General features: G+C 59.5%; 20 protein-coding genes. 9 read left to right on the forward strand and 11 right to left on the reverse strand.

Going from position 1 to position 19,386, the window contains the following annotated elements; genetic code table 11:
- Positions 1–153 precede the first annotated feature (153 nt).
- From ACY8FN_RS01470 to lptM, 8 genes are all read right to left on the reverse strand, one after another.
- Positions 154–651, reverse strand: coding sequence for a GNAT family N-acetyltransferase (locus ACY8FN_RS01470; RefSeq protein ID WP_463099051.1), 498 nt, complete (start codon positions 649–651; stop codon positions 154–156).
- A gap of 128 nt (positions 652–779) precedes the next feature.
- Positions 780–1,601 (reverse strand): HDOD domain-containing protein, encoded by an 822-nt coding sequence (locus tag ACY8FN_RS01475; RefSeq protein WP_101320688.1) that lies wholly within the window; start codon positions 1,599–1,601, stop codon positions 780–782.
- Positions 1,602–1,710: 109 nt separating this feature from the next.
- Complete coding sequence (locus ACY8FN_RS01480) at positions 1,711–2,421, reverse strand: HAD-IA family hydrolase (protein WP_463099052.1); 711 nt, start codon at positions 2,419–2,421, stop codon at positions 1,711–1,713.
- 33 nt (positions 2,422–2,454) lie between these two features.
- On the reverse strand, positions 2,455–3,420 hold the full coding sequence (gene xerC / locus ACY8FN_RS01485; RefSeq protein WP_139719369.1) for a tyrosine recombinase XerC: 966 nt from the start codon (positions 3,418–3,420) through the stop codon (positions 2,455–2,457).
- On the reverse strand, positions 3,413–4,093 hold the full coding sequence (locus ACY8FN_RS01490; protein ID WP_162515508.1) for a DUF484 family protein: 681 nt from the start codon (positions 4,091–4,093) through the stop codon (positions 3,413–3,415). The genes xerC and ACY8FN_RS01490 overlap by 8 nt, the downstream gene beginning before the upstream one ends.
- Before the next feature lie 76 nt (positions 4,094–4,169).
- Positions 4,170–5,000: a diaminopimelate epimerase gene (gene dapF / locus ACY8FN_RS01495; RefSeq protein WP_042024577.1), complete on the reverse strand. Its 831-nt coding sequence runs from the start codon at positions 4,998–5,000 to the stop codon at positions 4,170–4,172.
- Positions 5,001–5,282: 282 nt separating this feature from the next.
- Positions 5,283–6,533, reverse strand: coding sequence for a diaminopimelate decarboxylase (gene lysA / locus ACY8FN_RS01500; RefSeq protein WP_463099053.1), 1,251 nt, complete (start codon positions 6,531–6,533; stop codon positions 5,283–5,285).
- A gap of 32 nt (positions 6,534–6,565) precedes the next feature.
- Entirely contained in the window at positions 6,566–6,742 is a 177-nt protein-coding gene (gene lptM / locus ACY8FN_RS01505) for an LPS translocon maturation chaperone LptM (RefSeq protein ID WP_139728293.1), read from the reverse strand.
- 73 nt (positions 6,743–6,815) lie between these two features.
- Here lptM and cyaY point away from each other — a divergent pair, with 73 nt between their 5' ends.
- Together cyaY and ACY8FN_RS01515 are read left to right on the forward strand one after the other, a co-directional pair.
- Positions 6,816–7,130 (forward strand): iron donor protein CyaY, encoded by a 315-nt coding sequence (cyaY, locus tag ACY8FN_RS01510; protein WP_042024573.1) that lies wholly within the window; start codon positions 6,816–6,818, stop codon positions 7,128–7,130.
- The gene (locus ACY8FN_RS01515; protein WP_463099054.1) at positions 7,127–7,780 is read left to right on the forward strand and encodes an alpha/beta hydrolase; all 654 of its coding nucleotides are present in this window, start codon (positions 7,127–7,129) and stop codon (positions 7,778–7,780) included. Before cyaY ends, ACY8FN_RS01515 begins: the two co-directional genes overlap by 4 nt.
- 64 nt (positions 7,781–7,844) lie before the next feature.
- Here ACY8FN_RS01515 and ACY8FN_RS01520 read toward each other — a convergent pair whose 3' ends face one another.
- Positions 7,845–10,364, reverse strand: a complete 2,520-nt coding sequence (locus tag ACY8FN_RS01520) for a class I adenylate cyclase (RefSeq protein WP_139719376.1) — start codon at positions 10,362–10,364, stop codon at positions 7,845–7,847.
- A gap of 323 nt (positions 10,365–10,687) precedes the next feature.
- On the opposite strand from ACY8FN_RS01520, the gene hemC reads away from it, so the two are divergent.
- The 4 genes from hemC to ACY8FN_RS01540 are packed head-to-tail and all read left to right on the forward strand — an operon-like array spanning position 10,688 to position 14,568.
- Positions 10,688–11,617, forward strand: coding sequence for a hydroxymethylbilane synthase (hemC, locus tag ACY8FN_RS01525; protein ID WP_139728313.1), 930 nt, complete (start codon positions 10,688–10,690; stop codon positions 11,615–11,617).
- Positions 11,614–12,348, forward strand: a complete 735-nt coding sequence (locus ACY8FN_RS01530; protein ID WP_463099055.1) for a uroporphyrinogen-III synthase — start codon at positions 11,614–11,616, stop codon at positions 12,346–12,348. Before hemC ends, ACY8FN_RS01530 begins: the two co-directional genes overlap by 4 nt.
- The gene (locus tag ACY8FN_RS01535; protein ID WP_139691153.1) at positions 12,345–13,394 is read left to right on the forward strand and encodes a uroporphyrinogen-III C-methyltransferase; all 1,050 of its coding nucleotides are present in this window, start codon (positions 12,345–12,347) and stop codon (positions 13,392–13,394) included. Before ACY8FN_RS01530 ends, ACY8FN_RS01535 begins: the two co-directional genes overlap by 4 nt.
- Before the next feature lie 10 nt (positions 13,395–13,404).
- Positions 13,405–14,568, forward strand: a complete 1,164-nt coding sequence (locus ACY8FN_RS01540) for a heme biosynthesis HemY N-terminal domain-containing protein (protein ID WP_303843238.1) — start codon at positions 13,405–13,407, stop codon at positions 14,566–14,568.
- A gap of 70 nt (positions 14,569–14,638) precedes the next feature.
- Here ACY8FN_RS01540 and ACY8FN_RS01545 read toward each other — a convergent pair whose 3' ends face one another.
- Both ACY8FN_RS01545 and glpX read right to left on the reverse strand, forming a co-directional pair.
- Positions 14,639–14,890: a YkgJ family cysteine cluster protein gene (locus tag ACY8FN_RS01545; protein ID WP_463099056.1), complete on the reverse strand. Its 252-nt coding sequence runs from the start codon at positions 14,888–14,890 to the stop codon at positions 14,639–14,641.
- 135 nt (positions 14,891–15,025) lie between these two features.
- Positions 15,026–16,036 (reverse strand): class II fructose-bisphosphatase, encoded by a 1,011-nt coding sequence (gene glpX / locus ACY8FN_RS01550; RefSeq protein WP_101323452.1) that lies wholly within the window; start codon positions 16,034–16,036, stop codon positions 15,026–15,028.
- Positions 16,037–16,254: 218 nt separating this feature from the next.
- Here glpX and ACY8FN_RS01555 point away from each other — a divergent pair, with 218 nt between their 5' ends.
- The 3 genes from ACY8FN_RS01555 (at position 16,255) to ACY8FN_RS01565 (ending at position 19,270) form a co-directional block, all read left to right on the forward strand.
- Positions 16,255–17,355 carry a porin gene (locus tag ACY8FN_RS01555; RefSeq protein WP_463099057.1) on the forward strand — a complete coding sequence of 367 codons (1,101 nt, stop codon included), beginning with the start codon at positions 16,255–16,257 and terminating at the stop codon, positions 17,353–17,355.
- 121 nt (positions 17,356–17,476) lie between these two features.
- Entirely contained in the window at positions 17,477–18,361 is an 885-nt protein-coding gene (locus tag ACY8FN_RS01560; RefSeq protein ID WP_463099058.1) for an ABC transporter substrate-binding protein, read from the forward strand.
- A 33-nt stretch (positions 18,362–18,394) separates the two neighbouring features.
- Positions 18,395–19,270 carry a DMT family transporter gene (locus ACY8FN_RS01565; RefSeq protein ID WP_463099059.1) on the forward strand — a complete coding sequence of 292 codons (876 nt, stop codon included), beginning with the start codon at positions 18,395–18,397 and terminating at the stop codon, positions 19,268–19,270.
- Positions 19,271–19,386 lie beyond the last annotated feature (116 nt).

The following is a 19,386-nucleotide window of genomic DNA, read 5'->3' on the forward strand; positions in this document are numbered from 1 at the left end:
TGCCCACCGGCAGCGCCCGATGCAGACAGGCCGCAACTCACGGCGGCCTATTTGCTTTTCCCTCTCGCGCCCTTTATCCAGATCCACTCTCTTGCTTGTCGTTCAGCCTGAGCAGCACTTCACTATTCCTTCTCCAATTCTCTGACTTGCCGGTCACTGCTCCAACAGCAGGCATTCGTCACTATCTTCACCCAGCTTGACCAGACGGCTGCGCACCAGCCCCAGCTTGGCCAACAGGCCGATGGAACGCTCGTTGCCAGGGGTGACGATGGCGACTACTTGCCCAATCCCCAATCGGCTTTTGCCATCGGCAAGGGCAGCCTGCGCCGCTTCGATGGCATAGCCCTGACCACGATATTGCGGCAGGAAGGCATAACCGATATCGACCTGCTCCAGGGTATCGCGCTTGATCAGGCCGCAAATGCCGAGGCAGGCACCATCTTCCTTTCGCTCAACCAGATAAAGGCCATGGCCGTAGCGGGCATAGCTCACCGCAGGCCCCTGCTGGATATACTCCTGCGCCTGCGCCAGAGTCCGAATGCCCCGATCGCCGATGTAGCGATAAAAGTCGCCATCATTGAGCAGCTCAAGAATGAAGGGGGCGTCGGTGGCGATCATTTCGCGCAGGATCAGGCGGGAGGAGGCAATCATGGCAAAGGCTCTCAAACGGAAAGTGAAAGGTAAAGAGTGCCCCGCTACTCCCGGGCTGACAAGCCTGCAGATTCTTTCGTCATGAAAAAGGGGCCATATAGGCCCCTGGCAACATCAAGTGAATCGGCTCAGGCTGCCAATAACCCCGCATAGCCGTTGCCCTGCTCCCGCAGCGCGCTGAACTGGGCAGCACAATCGGCCCATGTCAGCCCCAGTTGTTCCGCCACTTTCTGAGGCCACTCGGGGGGGGCTTCCTCCCCTACATCGGACTGGGCCGCCAACACGATGGCCAGATGGATAAACCCTGCCTCTGAGGAAAACTCTTTCGCCTTCATGGGGTTGTAGTGATACTCCACCGCATTGCTGATGGTGTCTGGAAACTTCCAGTATCTGGCCATCGCCGCTCCGACCTGAGCATAATTGAAGCCAATCACCAGCTCCTCCGCCTTGGCTCGCCCTTTATGTTGCTCCAGATCGTGAATGTGATTCACCGTATTTTCTGGCAGTCCCACATGCATGATGAGGCGACCAAGATCGTGCAGCAGTGCGCAGGTAAAGACCTCCTCCCCCTTCATCCCTTTCTTGACGGCCAGACGACGGGCCAGCTCCGCTACGTTGAAAACACAACCCCAGAAGTGTTGGAGATTGATGCCAGGCACCGCTTTGACTGATTCGGTGAGCCCGCAAGCCAGCACCATGTTGCGCACCATCGCCAACCCCAGCCGAACCGCCGCCTCATTGACGGTGGCGACCTGACGACTGCTGCCAAATTTGGCCGAGTTGGCCAAGCGCAACAACTTGGCAGAGATGACCGGATCCTTGTTAATCAATTTACTGATCTTAAGCAGATCAGGGTCTTTTTCGTTGAACGTCTGAATCAAGTCGCGCATCACTTCAGGGATCTGGGGCAGCAGTTTGGGTTCCGCCAGCAAGGAGTCGATCGTAGGCATAGTCATGTCCATCCATGTTATGAGTATTCCAATCTGTTTGCCGAAGCAAACTGCTCATAATTATGGGTCACCAGATCAATACAGCAAGCAGCCAAGCTCCTAACCACCCTCAAAGCAGCAGCCCGGCCAACTCCTCCAGCCCATTGATCTCGACATCTGGCAGCAGTTGCACTGAATGCCACGGCTGCTGCCGCTCATTGAGCCAGGCGGCACGAAAGCCATGCAAGCGAGCGCCCAGCACATCGGTCTCGGGATGGTCCCCCACATGGAGGATCTGCTCAGGTGGCAGTTTGAGGGCGCTGCGGGTCTGCTCAAACATATCCGCCGCCGGTTTCATTCTGGCGCCCACCCCCGCCTTGCAGATCAGCGTGAAGTAGCGATCCAGTCCTGCTTGCGCCAGATCCAGATTGCCGTTGGTGATCACCACCAGCGGATAGCGCTCGGCCAATCTGGCCAGCAGATGATGAGTTGATTCGCTTACCTCGATCTTCGAGCGCTGTGCCAGAAACGCGGCAAATACCTGCTCTGCCTCACGACTGGCCTGCTGGTCAGCCATGCCCCCCGCGACCATGGCGGCGCGGATGGTCTGCTGGCGTGCCAGACTGACATCGTGGTGCAGCTCGGGCATATCTTTCAACACGCTACGCTTGAGCGCCAGCCAGCGTGGCTGGTCGAGCATGGCGGTGGCCAGATATTCGCTGCGCAGATGGCCGAGCATCCACTGCTCGGCGCGCACGATGGCGGGGCCGTTGTCATAGAGGGTGTCATCGAGATCAAACGAGATGGCAGCAACCGGCTGCCAGCGGCGATAGAAGTGCATGGACTCTCCTCTGCGACGGGGGCTCAGGGCCCGTTATTCATCTTCCTGCGCATCCGGGTCACGCTTGGCCCTTGGGTGGGCGCTGTCATAGACCTTGGCCAGATGCTGGAAGTCGAGATGGGTGTAGATCTGGGTGGTAGAGAGGTCGGCGTGCCCCAGCAGCTCCTGTACCGCCCGCAGATCGCCGGAGGACTCCAGCATATGGGTGGCAAAGCTGTGACGCAGCTTGTGGGGATGGACGTGGGCATTGAGCGCCTGCTTGTTGCCCCAGCCATCGAGGCGGGCCTGCACCGAACGAGCCGACAGCCGCTGCTTGCGACTGGAGAGAAACAGCGCCTCGCTCTCATCCCCGGCCAGCAGCGGGCGCACTTTAAGCCACTTTTGCAGCCACTCGACCGCCATCCGACCGATGGGCAGCACTCGCTCCCGCGAGCCTTTGCCGGTCACCTTGAGTTGACGATCATCAAGCTTCAGATCCACCAGATTGACCCCCACCAGCTCGGCGAGACGCAACCCTGACGAGTACATCAGCTCCATGATGGCGCGATCCCGCACCGCCAGTGGATCCTGCTCATCGGTGATGTTGAGCAGCTGGTACATCTCGTCCACATCGAGGTTTTTCGGCAGCGGCCGCCCCTGCTTGGGGGTGACGATGCCACGGGCCGGATTGGCGGTCAGCCGCCCCTGTCGCACCTGCCAGTCGCAGAAGCTGCGCAGCGCAGAGACCTTGGTGGCGAGCGAACGGGGCGCCAGCCCCCCTTTGTGCATCCGGGTCACCAGACTGCGCACCTGACTCGCATCGAGCTGGCCCCAGTCGCAAAGACCCAGTCGCACCAGCTCGGCGGTCATGGCGTCGAGATGCCCCTGATAGTTGGTACGGGTATGGGGGCTGAGCTGGCGCTCGACCCTCAGGTATTCGATAAATGCCGCCAGCTCGTCCGCCAGTGCTGACGGCAGCGGCTCAGAGGCTGGCGGTGTATTGGCCGATTCCCTAGCCACGGGTCAACTCGGGCAGACGCAACTGCAGCAAGCGACCCAACTGGCCCAGCAGCAGGGTGTCATTGTGCGGGCTGAAGTGGCTCGGATCCGAGCTGGCGAAGGCCAGCATCCCAAGATCGCCGAGCCGCATCAGGGCGACCGAGTTAACCAGCACATCGTGGCCAAACAGCGCCTGCTTCTCGCTCTGGCTCAGGCGGCCAAAGTAGTAATCCTGCCCTGGAAGACGCTGGCCCAGCAGGGATTCGAGCTGCTTGCCCTGCGCCAGAAAGCGCTGCTCGGGCCCGCTCAGGGCAAAGCGCTTGGGATTGAGCCAGAGTCGCAACCCGGTCAGCCGCAACCGCTGGACAAAGGCTTTGCCCATCACAGCACTCACCTCAAACAGGGTCTGGCAACCGTATAGCTCGCCATAGAGATCGGCATAGACCCGGAAGATCCGCTCGTTCTCGCTGGCAATGCCCATCAGCTCGGTGATCTCCAGCTCCAACTGCTCAATCCGCTCACGCTGACGATCCAGCTGGCGCTCTACCAGCGAGACGGAGCCCTTACGTTCATGGGGAATACGGATCCGGTCCAGCACGGTGACGTGGCGCTGGAAAAATTCGGGGTAACGGGACAGGTACTCCAGCACAGCGGCTTCGTCCACCGCTTGCTCCTGCCGTTTGAGCTCGCTCATAAATTGGGTGATCCATTAGAAAAACAGGGCTTACCGCCCCGATAACATGGGCAAAGGGGGCATTCGCCCCCTCTACCTAAACCTCTATCTGGCCGTCAAACACATGCTCGGCGGGCCCGGTCATATAGACAGGTTGCCCCGGCCCCTTCCAGGCGATGGTCAGCTTGCCGCCAGGCAGGGTGACAGTGACCCGCTCCTTGAGCTTGCCCTGACTGATGCCGACCACCACAGCGGCGCACGCGCCAGTACCACAGGCCAAGGTCTCACCGACCCCGCGCTCGAATACCCGCAGCTTGATCTCGCTGGCGTTGACCACCTCGGAGAAGCCGACGTTGACCCGCTCGGGAAAACGCTCGTTGCGCTCCATGATGGCCCCCAACACGGCGACCGGTGCATCGGCAACCGACGGTACATCAATGACGCAGTGAGGATTGCCCATGGAGACAGCGCCACACATCACGGTATGCTCCTGCACCCGCAACAGGTAGGTTTTTTCTGCTTTTTGAGCCCGAAACGGGATCTTGCTCGGCTCGAACTGGGGGACACCCATGTTGACCGTGACCTGATTCTCCCCTTCGAGCTGCAGCATAATGCGGCCACGAGAGGTGCTGACGGCGATGCGATCCCGGTTGATCAGCCCCTTGAGGCGGACGAAGCGGGCAAAACAGCGGGCGCCGTTGCCACACTGCTCCACCTCGCTGCCATCGGCATTGAAAATGCGGTAGTGGAAGTCGAGTTCCGGATCATAGGGGGGCTCGACCAGCAACAGCTGGTCAAAGCCGATCCCGAAGTGGCGATCTGCCAGCTTCTTGATGACATCATTGCTGAAAAAGACCTTCTGGGTGACGCCATCCACCACCATAAAGTCGTTGCCCAAGCCATGCATCTTGGAAAAATCTATCAACATCGTGCATTCCTGTGCTGTTAGGGCTGTAAAAATTCACCAAACCAAGGGGCGTCAGTCATTGTCCACAGCCCTATGCATCCCGGAAGAGTCCATCAACATCGTGCATTGCTGTGCTCTGCTGTCAGGGCTGTAAAAATTCACCATCAACCACTATGAAGTCGTTGTCCATAGCCCCATGCATCCCGGAAGAGTCCATCAACATCGTGCATTGCTGTGCTCTGCTATCAGGGCTGTAAAAATTCACCATCAACCACTATGAAGTCATTGTCCAACGCTGCGTCATCAGGGCAGTAGGTGCTCACCGCGCCAGAGATCGGCCAACTGCTCCCGCTCACGGATCAGGTGCGACTCGGCACCATCTACCAATACTTCGGCGGCACGGGGGCGGGTGTTGTAGTTGGATGACATGGTAAAGCCGTAGGCACCGGCCGAACGCACCGCCAGCAGGGAACCCTCGGCAATGGCCAGGGTGCGCTCCTTGCCGAGGAAGTCGCCGGTCTCGCACACCGGGCCCACCACGTCATAAAGCGCGGGAGCATGGCCAGCACGGCTATCCACCTCGATGATGTTCATCCAGGCGCCGTAGAGCGAGGGGCGCAGCATGTCGTTCATGCCGGCATCGATCAGCGCGAAGTTGCGGGTCTCGCCCGGCTTCAGGTACTCGACCCGGGTCAGTAGCACGCCGGCATTGGCGACGATGGCACGGCCCGGCTCGAACAGCAGGGTCAGATCCCGACCCGCCAGCTTCTTCTTGAGCGCTTCGGCATATTCGGTGGGATGGGGCGGCTGCTCGGCGCCATAGTTGACCCCGAGGCCGCCGCCCACGTCCAGGTGGTGAATGCGGATCCCCTCCGCCGCCAGCTCGTCGATAAGCCGCAGCAGCTTGTCTGCCGCCTCCATGAAGGGGTTGAGCTCGGTGAGCTGGGAGCCGATATGGCAATCCACCCCGACGATCTCGATGTTCGCCATCGCCGCCGCCTTGCGGTAGATAGCTGGCGCCAGCTCGATGGGGATGCCGAACTTGTTCTGCTTGAGGCCGGTGGAGATATAGGGGTGAGTACCGGCATCGATGTCCGGATTGACCCGCACCGAGACACGGGCCTTCTTGCCCATGCTGCCCGCCACCCGATTGAGGCGCTCCAGCTCGGCTTCCGACTCCAGATTGAAACAGAGGATCTCTTTATCCAGCGCGAGGCGCATCTCGGCTTCGCTCTTGGCCACCCCGGAGAAGACCACTTTGGCCGGATCACCGCCCGCCGCCAGCACCCGCGACAGCTCGCCACCGGAGACGATGTCAAACCCGGAACCCAGACGGGCCAGCAGGTTGAGCAGCGCCAGGTTGGAGTTGGCCTTCACCGCATAGCAGATCAGATGGGGAATATTGCCAGCCGCCGTGTCGAAGGCGTGCCAGTGGCGCTCAAGAGTCGCACGGGAGTAGACGTAAAGCGGGGTACCGTACTGCTCGGCAAGCTGCTGCAGTAAGATTTGCTCGGCCTGAAGCTGGCCGTCGGCGTCGTAGTTAAAGTGATCCAAGGGGGCGGTTCCTTCCTAGAATGGGTGCGGCATTAGTGCGGCGCGGCCTCGGTGGCTGCCTCGGAGGTCGCAGGCGGTGCCGATTGCGGTGTACTCTGGCTCTGTGGCTGCTCGGGGGGCGGCATATAGAGCGGCCCCTTCAGACCGCACGCGGCCAACCCGAGGGACAGAAGAGTGGCAAGCAGACACTTGGTGAACTGGGTGATCATAATGGTTCGCTGCGAAAAAATTTTTGGCCCTCTATAATCGCACTCACATTGTTAAAAGCAACAGGATAAACCGATGAAGGATCACCAGTATCACGCCCTGACCGACACCTTTTTCCAGTATGTGGAAGACATTATCGACGAGGGGTATCCCGATATCGATTGCGAACGCAACGGCGGCGTATTGACCCTCTCTTTCGAGAACAAGACCAAGGTCATCATCAACAAGCAGGAGCCGCTGCACCAGATCTGGGTCGCTACCCGCGAAAACGGCTTCCACTTCGAACTACAGGGTGAAACCTGGATCGACAACCGCTTCGGTCACGAGCTGAAAGCCCTGCTGAGCCGCTCCTGCACCACGCAGGCGGGTGAAACTGTGGTGTTCCCATGATCGACCTGCACCCGCAGGATGCCCGCCATGCGGTGATCTGGCTGCACGGGCTGGGGGATTCCGGCGCTGGTCTCGCCCCGCTGGTCGACGCGCTGGACCTGCCCACCGAGCTGCCGGTGCGTCACCTGCTGCCGGATGCCCCCGAGCGGCCGATCACCATTAACATGGGCTACAAGATGCGCGGCTGGTACGACATCAAGAGCTTCGAGGATCCCGCCGAGCGGGCCGTGGAGTCCCATGTCCGTGAATCGGCCGACCAGATTGCCGCATTGCTCGATCAACTGGTGGCCGACGGGCTTGCCCCCGAGCGCATCGTGCTGGTGGGCTTCTCTCAGGGCGGAGTGATTGCCTCCTTCACCGCGCTACGCTACCGCGCCCGGCTGGCGGGCCTGCTCTGCATGTCTACCTATCTGGCCGCCGCGGACAAGCTGATAGACGAGATGAGCGAAGCGGCTCGCACCCTGCCCATCTGCTACATGCACGGCATCTATGACGATGTGGTGAGCCTGTCGCTCGGGTGGGATGCCAAGAACCAACTGGAAAGTGCCGGGCTCGCTCCCGAGTGGCACGAGTACCCGATGCGTCACGAGATCTGCCGTCCGCAGCTCGATGATATTCGCCACTGGCTGCTGGCCCGTCTCGGCGTCTGATCTGCCTCAAAAGCAAACGGCCTGCAATTGCAGGCCGTTTTTTATGGCGATGCCAACTGGTGGGTCAGCCCACTTCCCGGGTCGGCGGCGCCTGCTCCCGCAACATGCCCTGACTGCGGTAGGAGATCACCGCCAACTCACCACCCTGCTGCACTATCTCATAGTACTGGGGCAGGTTGAAGTTGATGAACTGACCGTCGTCACTGAACCGCTCGTGACTGGAGGTGTAGAAGCGGTTGACCCCAGCCACCAGCTCATCCTTGTTGCCGGCAAAATGCTGGTAAATCTCCACCCGGTTCGCCTCATCGAGGATGTAGATGTTGGTCCCTGCATCCCGGGTATCGAAGAAGAACTGCACCAAGCCTTCGCTGGCGTAGGCATCGACGATGCTCGGCAGATGCTGGCTATGGGTCTTGTCGAGCCGCAGCGGCAGGTGATCCAGCTTGTTGTGGGAGATGTGGCGGTAAAAATCGATGGCGTTTTCCAGCTTCTTCACCGACACCCCGCGCCGTTCGAAGAAGATGCCGTACTTCTCCTTGCCGAGCGCCATGGTCTTGACCAACTGCTGCTTGTCACGGGCCAGGCGCAGATCGATACACTCAGCCACCAGGGTCTCGAAGCGGGATCGCAGCAATGAGCGGAAATGTTGGCTGTAGCAAAACACCTCGATCATCTCGGGGGCAGCAGCATCCTGGTGCATCTTGCCGAGGATGGTGGTGAGGGCATCGACCACAGCTTCATCCCCCTGGAAGTGCAGGGTGCGGATCTCGCTCCAGGAGTTGCGATAGACCAGATCCACCGAGCCCACCAGACACTCCTGATTGCGGCCAAACGAGAAGACATCCACGGTGTTGGCATCAAATTCGATCACCTGACCGACCCAGTGGCTGGTCGGGTCCATCTCCAGATTGAGAAAGATGGAGAGCTGACGGATCTCGCACGGGCGGCTGAGGGCCAGGTTGGTGGCCAGCGGATACTTCTCGGGGAAACAACCGGAGAGATCGCGGCAGAACTGGTGCAGATTGTCGATGTGCAGATCCGAGCCCTGATTGAACAGGTGTACCCGCGACTGGGGCGTCAGCAGATCGTTGAAATAGGCCCAGGAGACCAGCTTGCTGATGTAGCCGTTGAACTCGAGTGGCGCACGACCAATGATGTCCGCCGGCTCCAGCGAATGTTTGTAGAGGTACCAACCGGCACGATTCAGACGACCATGGGGCACCTGTACCAAGCTGAGATCCGGCTCGCTGAGATCCGGCGCAATCTTGAGGTTGATGCGCTGTACCTTGCCCGGCAAGCTTTCGAAGGCAGCGTAGAGCTTGCGCGACAGAATGCCGATATCTTCCGGGTTGATCGACTCGCTAATGTTGTTGCGGCGGGCGAACTGGATCAGGTTGCGGTAGCTCTGCATCAGGGCCTCCAGCAACTCGGCGTGGGCGATCTTCACCTCTTCGATCTTCCACTCGTGGCGGTGATCGAGCTGATACAGCTTCTGCTGACTCCACCCCCAGTAGGAGACCAGCTGGCTCATTTGCCCACGGCGCCACTCGGGGGAGTGATCATCTTTGGGATGGCTGAGGCCGTCACACACCTTGAGGTAGAAGCAGCGGCGCACCAGATCGAGCCGCGCCATGTCGCCGATGGACTTGAGGTAGTTGGTCACCTTGTCCAGCATCAGAGAGTAGTTGTCGAGCCGGTAGTGCATCCCCTCGTTATGCTGGAACCAGTCGCGACCGATCATCGACAGCAGACGGGTGTCGGGATACTCGTGGGAGTAGGCCTCCATCAGCACCGACTTGAGCACCGCCTTGTAAGGGGAGTCAATCCCCTTGTAGAGCTGCCACAAGGCGGAGCCGAAGTACTCCTCGGCCGGAATGCGGTCAAAACTGCCCAGATCGAGCCAGTCGTCCTGCTTGAGCTTGCCGCTCTCGAACAGTTCGTTCACATAGGCGTCGTAGTGGTCATCACAGGCGATGGGCACCAGATACCAGATCAAGCGTTTGCCCGCGATATGCATGGCACTGCGATAGAACTCGTCGAGCAACAGCAGGTGCTGGGCACTGCCGCAGCTCTCCCCCTGCATCTGGGCATCGTTGGTCTGGCGGAACTTGTCTTCCGGGATCAGGAAAAAGTTGAGATCGACCCCACGCTGCTCGGCCCACTTGGAGAGTTGCTGACACTTCTGATCCAGCAGTTCAAGCCGCTCCTGCGACAAACCGGCCACGTGGCAGACCCAGATATCGAGATCCGAGTGACAGCATTGGCCGATGGAGGAGGTACTGCCCATGGAGTAGAGTCCCTGAATCGCGCGATCCTGGGTTGCCAGACCATTCAGGCAGTTGGCGTTGCGACAAAGGTCATCGATAAAGGCTTGCTGTTCGGCAGTAGCGCTGAAGCTCCAGATACCATGAGGGACATCGCCAGAAACATAGCCTGGCAGCAGGGGGTGATTGAAGTGCAGCATGACGGGCAGCAGTTGAAATACCTGCTGCCCGTAGCGACTCATGAGGCCTAACGCCCGTTGCGTCTTGAGACGGGTAATGTCGTCATAACGCGCAACCAGCGTATCTATGTGTTCCTGCAATGCCCTGCCTATCACCAAGGTAAAAATGACGCACCAAAAGGGGGATACGTCAAAAAAGTGTGATCATGTTAACAATGCCAGCAGCAGTGGTAAACAAGCCCACCGCGAATCACCTGATTATTTCTGGTATGACCACATTAAGTATCAAGGGATATCTTTAAATTTAAATATTTTCAATATCTTAGCCATCTACAAACTCTTAATGAAAATCATTTTCAACCTGCATTTTTGAGCCTGTCCGCGCTTTTGCCGGCTGCGCCATGAAAGCCCGGGCAAAGGGTGGTAATATCGATTTCCTCCTAAAAATGAAACAACTGATTGATATGGCAGCCCGAACCCTGAAAATTGCCACTCGCAAGAGCCCGCTGGCCCTGTGGCAGGCCAACTTTGTCAAAGACCGGCTCGAAGCCCTGCACCCGCAGCTGCAGGTAGAACTGGTGCCCATGAGCACTCAGGGTGACAAGATCCTCGATACCCCGCTGGCCAAGGTCGGTGGCAAAGGGTTGTTCGTCAAGGAGCTGGAAACCGCCATGCTGGAAGGACGAGCCGATATCGCCGTTCACTCCATGAAAGATGTGCCGGTGGAGTTCCCTGAGGGGCTAGGCCTGCACACCATCTGCGAGCGGGAAGATCCCCGCGATGCCTTCGTTTCCAACCGTTTCAAGGCCATTGCCGAGTTGCCGCAAGGGGCCGTGGTCGGCACCTCCAGCCTGCGTCGCCAGTGCCAGCTGCGCGCCGCCCGCCCGGATCTGGTGATCCGCGACCTGCGTGGCAACGTCAACACCCGCCTGGCCAAGCTGGATGGCGGTGAATATGACGCCATTATTCTCGCCGCCGCCGGTCTGAAACGACTGGAGATGGCACACCGCATTGCGGCCTTTATCGAACCGGAACAGAGCCTGCCTGCCAACGGCCAGGGGGCCGTCGGCATCGAGTGCCGCCTTGACGATGTTGAGCTGCACGCCCTGCTGGCGCCGCTGGAGCACGCCGAGACCCGCGCCCGGGTGCTGACCGAGCGGGCCATGAACCGCGCCCTGCAAGGGGGATGTCAGGTCCCTATCGGTGCCTATGCCCTGATCGATGGCGACCAGATCTGGCTGCGTGGTCTGGTGGGTAGCCCGGATGGCACTCAAGTGATCCGTGACGAGATCCGTGGCTCGGTGAGCGACGGCGAAGCCCTCGGCGAACAGCTGGCCCAGCGCCTGCTGGCCGCCGGTGCCGACGTGATTCTGGCCGAGGTCTACCGCGGATGATCCCGCTGGTGGTGCGTCCGGCCGCTCAGGCCGCCGAGCTGGTGCAGTTGCTGCGCCAGCAAGGTCATGCACCACTCTGCTGCCCGCTGCTGGAAACCGTGGCGGGCAGTGAACTTTCCCGCCTGCCAGACCTGCTGCACAGTGCCGACATGGTTATCGCCGTCAGCATCCATGCCATTCATTTTGCACACGATTTTCTGTTGCAAACTGGTCAGACCTGGCCACATATTGAGTACTTTGCCGTAGGTCAAGCCAGCGCAGATGCCTTTGCCGCCATCGGTATCGCGGCGATCTGCCCGGATGACCCACGCAGTGAGGGGCTGCTGGCGCTGCCCGCCCTGCAACAATTGGTTGGCAAACGGGTGCTGATCCTGCGGGGCAATGGCGGACGGGAGCTGATCGCCGACACGCTGGCCTCACGCGGTGCTCTGGTGCACTATTGTGCGGCCTACGAGCGCCACTACCCCGAGTTCGACGGGGAACAATTAACCCACCACTGGCAAGCAGCGGGGCTGGATAGCCTGCTGATCACCAGTGGTGAACTGCTGCAACGGCTGCTGGAGCTGGTGCCCGACCACCAGCGGCCCTGGCTTTTTGACCGCCAACTGGTGGTTCCCAGCCCCCGGGTGGCCGAGATGGCCAGCGCGGCGGGCTTTATCCATATCACGATTGCCCAAGGTGCATCCAACCAGGCCCTGATGGCCGCACTGGAACTGAGGAAGATGGAATGACAGAACAACAAGAATCCCAGGTCAAACCCCAGCCCACCGCTGTGGTCAATAACAGCAAGAGCCGCTCCGGTACTGTGCTGGGCGGAGTCGCCATTCTGCTGGCCCTTGGCCTGACTGGTGGGCTCTATCTGCACGGTCACCAGAGTGCCGTTACCCAGCAGGCCGAACTGGCCCAGCTCAAGCAGCAGCTGGCGAGCGCCCTGAGCAAGATCGACCAGACCAGCAGCAAGGATGCCGCACAGCTGGCCACGCTGGATCAAACCCAGCAACGACTGCAGGGCGAGATGCAGGGGCTACAAAACCGGGTGCTGGATCTGAACGACAAGCGCCCCAACGACTGGATGCTGGCCGAATCCGAGTATCTGGTGCGGATGGCAGGCCGCAAGCTGTGGCTGGAGCATGACCTCATCTCTGCTATCACACTGCTTGGCAATGCCGACGAGCGGATCAGAGCCCTGAACGACCCCAGCCTGATGCCAATCCGCAAGGCATTGGCGGAAGACATCGCCAAGCTCAAGGGGATGCCGCGTATTGACCGTGAGGGGCTGACCCTCAAACTGGCCGCCCTCGAAGATCAGATCGAGCTGTTGCCCCTCTCTACCGTCAGCATGCCGGAAGCCAAGCTTGAGGCTGATCAGGCGGTCACCGCCAATCCCGACGAGTGGGAGAGCAACCTGAAGAAGAACTGGGTCAAGTTCACCGAAAACTTCGTCACCATTCGTCGCCGCGATGGCGCGGTGGAGGCGCTGCTCTCACCGCAACAAGAGATCTTCCTGCGTGAAAACCTCAAAACCAAGTTGCTGCAGGCACAAATCTCGGTGTACCGCGAGCAGCAAACGCTCTATGAAGACAGTCTGGACAAGGCACAGCGCTGGCTGACCCAATACTTCGACACCGAAAACAGTGCTACCCGCTATATGCAGGGGGAGATCGACAAGCTCAAAGGCGAACAGATCCAGATCGATTATCCGGAACAGTTCAAGACTCAGGCCATGCTGGAACAGGTACTGACCGAACGCCTGCAACGCATTCTGGCCAGCAACTGAGGAGGGCACCATGATCCGTATAATCATTCTGGTTGCCGTGATGGTCGCAGGGCTGATCTTTGGCCCACAAGCGTCCGGTAACAAGGGCTATGTACTGATTGCCCTTGGCAATTACACCATCGAATCCTCCGTCACCAGCGCGGTGATCCTGGCCGTGCTGTTCTACGGTGCCCTGCTGCTCATCGAGTGGCTGCTGGGCCGGGTATTCGGCCTGCGTCGCAAGACACAAGGCTGGTATGGCTCACGCCGCCGCCGCAAGGCCAATCAGCAGACCGTTGCCGCCACTCTGGCCATGGCCGAAGGGCACTACAGTCAGGCTGAAAAGCTGATGATCAAGGGGGCCAGCAACAGCGACACCCCGCTGCTCAACTACTTAAGCGCCGCCAAGGCGGCTCAGGCCCGTGGTGACGACGCCCGCCGGGATCAATACCTGCAAAAAGCGCAGGAGGAGAACCCCAAGGCCGAGCTAGCACTGACCCTGACCCAAACCCAATTGCAGATCGAACAGGGCCAGTACGACACCGCACTGGCGATGCTGGAGTCGGTCTACGCCCTCAACCCGCGCCACCCCATGGTGCTGGATCAGCTGCGTCAGGTGCATCTGGCCCGTCAGGACTGGAGCGCCCTGTGCGATCTGATCCCGGCGCTGCACAAGGTGGGCAAGCTGACCCCGAAACAGGAAGAAGATCTGCTGCAACAGGCATGGAGTGGTCGCCTGCAACAGGCAGCAAGCAGCCTCGAAACCCTCAAGGCGGTGTGGCAGGATCTGCCGCGCAAGCTGCGCCTCGAGCCGGAACTGCTGGCCTGCTATGGCGACTTGCTGCGCCAGCTGGGTGCCGACAACGAGGCCGCCACCCTGTGGCAGGAGGCGCTGCGCAAGCAGCCGATGCCACAGCTGCTGGCGCGCCTGCCCAAGCTGAAACTCGACAACTACCAGCCGCTACTGGCACTGCTGCAAAAGCAGCAGGGGCAACCGAATGTCGATACGGCGCTGGCCCAGCTCTATCTGCTGGCTGGCCAGCTGGACGATGCCCAGAAGCTGCTGGAGCAGGAAGTCGTCAGCGCCCCCAGCGCTGCCGCCTACCATGCCCTTGGCCAGCTGATGGACAAACGTCGCCTCACCAACAAGGCCAACGAGTACTATCGTCAGGCGCTAATGCTGGCAGGGATTTGATCCCGACGCACAGAGACGCGAGAGGCCGCACAGTGCGGCCTCTTTTTTTTATCTCTTCGCCCTGCCCTCGTCAGGTGGTCAGCCGCTCCAGCTCGCCGATCAGCCAAATGGCCTCGGCACGGTGGCTGCCACACACATCCATCATGGGGCGAAAGCCACCACATACCGCTGGCCGCTCCGGTTGACCGAAGATCTTGCAGCCAAGCACGCCATCAAGCTGGACACAGGGGATACCCGCCGGCTTGCCATCTGGCATGCCGGGAATGGCACTGCTGATACTGGGGGCGATGCAACAGGCAGCGCAGCCGCTACGACACTCCATACACTCCACTCCTTTGGGACGGTCTGAGCCACCATAGCCGAAGCGGCGGCACAAACGTAGCTGGCGCACAATAAAAAGCCCGACCGCACGGGCGATCGGGCTTTGAGGCAAAACAGCCGGTTCAGCGAAACATCATTACATGATGATATCGCGTACCACGCTGTCTTTGCGCTCAAGGTAGTGGATCGACTTGATACGACGGATGGTACGAGATTTACCACGGATCAGCAGAGTCTCGGTGGTCGCCATCACACCATCGCTGCTGATGCCGTCCAGCAGATCACCCTTGGTGATGCCGGTGGCGGAGAAGATGACGTTGTCATTCTTCGCCATATCTTCCAGCTTGAGCACCTTGCTGATATCGATACCGAGTGCTTCGCAGCGGGCAATTTCCTGTTCGCCCAGCGCACGCACTTCCGGGCTGTCGCCCTTGACCCGGTGACGCGGCACCAGACGAGCCTGCATGTCGCCATCCAGCGCGCGGATCACCGCGGCCGAAATCACCCCTTCCGGTGCGCCGCCGATGCCGTAAAGCATGTCGACTTCGCTGTCCGGCAGACAGGTGAGGATGGAGGCAGCAACGTCACCATCAGGAATGGCGAACACCCGCACGCCCAGCCCCTGCATCTCCTTGATCGCCTTGTCATGACGCGGCTTGGCCAGGGTAATGACGGTCAGGCGGGAGAGCGGCTTGCCCAGCGCCTTGGCCACCGACTTGAGGTTCAGCTCGAGGGCCTGATTCAGGTCGATCGACCCTTTGGCCTTGGGACCGACAATGATCTTCTCCATGTACATGTCAGGCGCTTTCAGGAACGAGCCCTTGTCGCCCACCGCCAGCACCGCCAGCGCATTAGACTGACCCATGGCGGTCATGCGGGTGCCTTCTATCGGATCAACGGCGATATCGACCGCATCACCGTGTCCGGTACCCACTTTTTCACCGATATAGAGCATCGGTGCTTCATCAATTTCACCTTCGCCGATCACAATCTCACCATCGATGTCGATCTGGTTGAGAATGTGGCGCATGGCCGCTACGGCCGCCCCATCAGCGATATTCTTGTCTCCACGCCCGAGCCACTTGTAGCCAGCCAGTGCAGCCGCTTCCGTCACTCGGGAAAACTCGATTGCCAGTTCACGTCTCATCGCATATCCAACCTATGGGGCCCGAAAACGGGCGGCATTCTACCACAAGGGCAAACCTTTGCGCACAAAAGTAGCCGTTGCGGACAAGATTGTAGCCAATTCATCTAATTGCAACCTAACTGCAACTAACTCTTCATCCCGCAGTCACCCCGCTGTCATCCCCACTGCCTAGCATGGCCCCGTCTTCAAAACAAAAGCTTGCAACACAAGGGATTAAGATGAAAAAGCTGACTGTAGTGGCACTGGCTCTGACCGCCGCATTCCAGGCTCAAGCCGTTGAAGTGTATAAAAATGACACCGCCATGCTGGATCTGTATGGCCGTATCTATGCCGGTCAATTCTTCGGTGACAAGAAGGAAGGGGTCGATACTGCCAACCCGAATGGCACCAAGGATTACAGCGCCAAGCAGGGAGCCAACCAGTTTGTCCGCTTCGGCGCCAAGGCCGAAACCCAGATCCAGAGCGGTCTGAAGGCACTGGCTCAGTACGAAGTGCAGATGTATATCAACGACAGCGAAAAAACTCTTGCGGGTACTGTCGATTCAAAAGGCCAAATTAAAGAAAGCGAAAACTTGCGTACTCGCTTGGCATTTGCAGGTGTCGGCGCCGACTGGGGCACCGTGACCTTCGGTCGCCAGAAAGGGGCCCCAGGCTTCCTGGCCGACTGGACAGATGTCTCCCTCTCTGACGGCTACGGCAATGAGGCTCTGGGCGCCAAGACCGATACCTTCGCCACCAACCGCGCCGGTTCCGTGCTGAAATACTCTGGTCTGTTCAATGGCTTCCAGATCGATACCAGCTACAAATTTGATGGCGGCCAAGAAGAAGACAAGAGCAGCAGCAAGACCTCCCCAGCTGACCCAGCCTATGGAGCAGCAGTGGCCTACACCTTCCCGTTCAACCTGTCGCTGGGTACCGCCTACAACGTAGGACTGCGTCAGGAAAAGAATACCGAAGACGCCAAGCTGTGGCTGATCTCCGCCAAGTACGACAACAAGGCCGCCTATGCCGCCCTGAGTTATGCCGATGGCTCTGACTTTGTCCAAAGCGGCACCGACCACACCGGCTGGGAAGCCGCGCTCGGCTACAACTTCGAAAACGGCTTCGGTCTGATGGCTTTGTGGAACAAGCAGGAACAAGAAGTCACTGGCGGCAAGAAAACCGATGCCATTGACTACTACACCCTGGGAGCCCAGTACAAGTTCAACAAGAACCTGCGGGTCATCGGCGAGTACCGCATCAACAATCTGGACAGCGTTGCCGGTAAAGCGACCGCCAACGAGGATGACTTCCAGCTGGCCGCCCGCTACGACTTCTAAGCAAACTCCTGCAGACCCCACAGCGCGATGGCTTGCCATCGCGCTTTTTGCTTGGCGTCGTTTACCACGAGAGGAAGTAGCCTAAGCTCATCAGACAAGGGTCTGCACGAGAGAGGAGAAAATGAAGGTTCAACTGCTTGCCACACTGCTGTTGTTGATCTCCCTACCAGCTCACGCCTTCTCTATTGCCATGGTGCTGTGGCGCGGCGAAACCGCAGCCGAAGCGGGCTTTCGGGCAGAGCTGACCCGCCTTGGCTATCAGGCCACCATCACTACCTACAATGCCGATCAGGATCGCACCGCGCTGGCGACCATGTTGCGCCAGCAGATGCTGCCGAAACTGGCGGAGTACGACTACATCTACACCTTTGGCACCACGGCCACCGCCATGACCAAGAGTCTGGTGGCAAACCGCAAGCCCCTTATCTTCAACGTAGTCTCCGATCCGGTCGGGGCAGGCTTCCTCTCGGAAGACAAAACCCAGAACAGCATGGTCGCCGGGGTGAGCAACATGGTCCCCATGCCGCTGCAGCTGGCCAACGCCAGTAAACATCTCCCCACCGGAAAACGGCTGTTGCTGCCCTTCAACCCACGGGAGCAGAACACCCTGCTGGTGGCCGATATGCTGCTCAATGAGGCGAAGCGCTATCAGTGGCAGATGGTCACCTGGCGGATGGCCCCTGATCAACGGCGGCTGGACAACGAACTGAAGCGGCTGCAACAGGATGCCAAAAGCGACATCGTCTTTCTGGCCGCCGACAGCTATCTGCTCTCCATCGCCCCCCGTCTGCTGAATGCACTCAACGAGGCTTCCATCCCCACCATCTGCAGTGCCGAGCTGTTCGTTGAACACGGCTGCACCATCGGCACCATAAGCAGTTACGAGGAGCTGGGCAAGATGGCCGCCGGGATCATTCATCTCCACCAGCAGGGCACACAGCTGCAAGATATTCCGCTGCAGACCGATCCCCATCCCAAGCTAGTGCTGGGGCAGCTGAAGCCTTGATGGAGATCCCAGCCCGCATCCGTTAGGGCGAGTATGCTATTGGCCCCTGTCGCCCGAGAGCCCCTTCCAATGACTACCACCGTCTTTTTTGCCGTTCTGCTGGCTGCCCTGCTTCACGCCAGCTGGAATGCGCTGGTCAAAATTGGCGAGGAGCGACTGGTTGGCGTGTCTCTGGTAGCGCTCTTCTCCGGGCTTATCGCTGCCGTGGCACTGTTGCCAATGGGGCTCCCCTCTGCTGCCGAATTACCCTGGCTCGGCCTCTCGATCCTGCTCCATACCGGTTACTGCCTGTTTCTCAGCCGCGCTTACAACCACGGAGAGTTTGGCCAGATCTATCCGCTGGCCCGTGGCTGTGCGCCCTTGTTGGCAATGATCCTGGGTGCCGCAATACTGGCTGACTATCCGGGTATTCACGGCGTACTGGGGGCAGTTGTATTGATCCTGGGGGTCTTGTTGATGGCCTGGAGGGGCGGACGAGAACGACTTGGCAGCAAAGCGATCAAGGCGGCACTGATCACTGCCATGTTTACCGCTGGCTACACCCTCTCGGACGGTGCCGGGGCTCGGGTTGGTGGTGAGCCGATCCGCTACACCCTCTGGCTGTTTGCCTGCAACGGGCTGGTGATGCTGGTGGTACTGCTGATCCATCAGCGGCGCAACGCCTGGTATCAAATCCGCCAATACGCGCTGACCGGTATCATGGGAGGGGCCATGTCGCTGCTTGCCTATGGCATCGTCATCTGGGCCATGACCAAGGCGCCCATCGGGGTAGTGGCCGCCCTGCGTGAAAGCAGCGTGCTGTTCGCCATGCTGCTCTCGGTCTTGCTACTGAAAGAGCCACTGGGGCGAGTGCGGCTCACTGCGGCGGCCATTATTACGGCCGGGGTTTTGTTAACCCGCCTGGGATAATCAAAGCGACGTTCTTGCTGTTTATTTATCCAACCGAGAGGCGCCATGCTCCCAAGGTGAGGATCATGCCATCAACAGCGTAAATATTTACATCCGTAGCGTATCAAATTACTGGC

It is taken from the genome of Aeromonas sp. 160P, assembly GCF_055193095.1.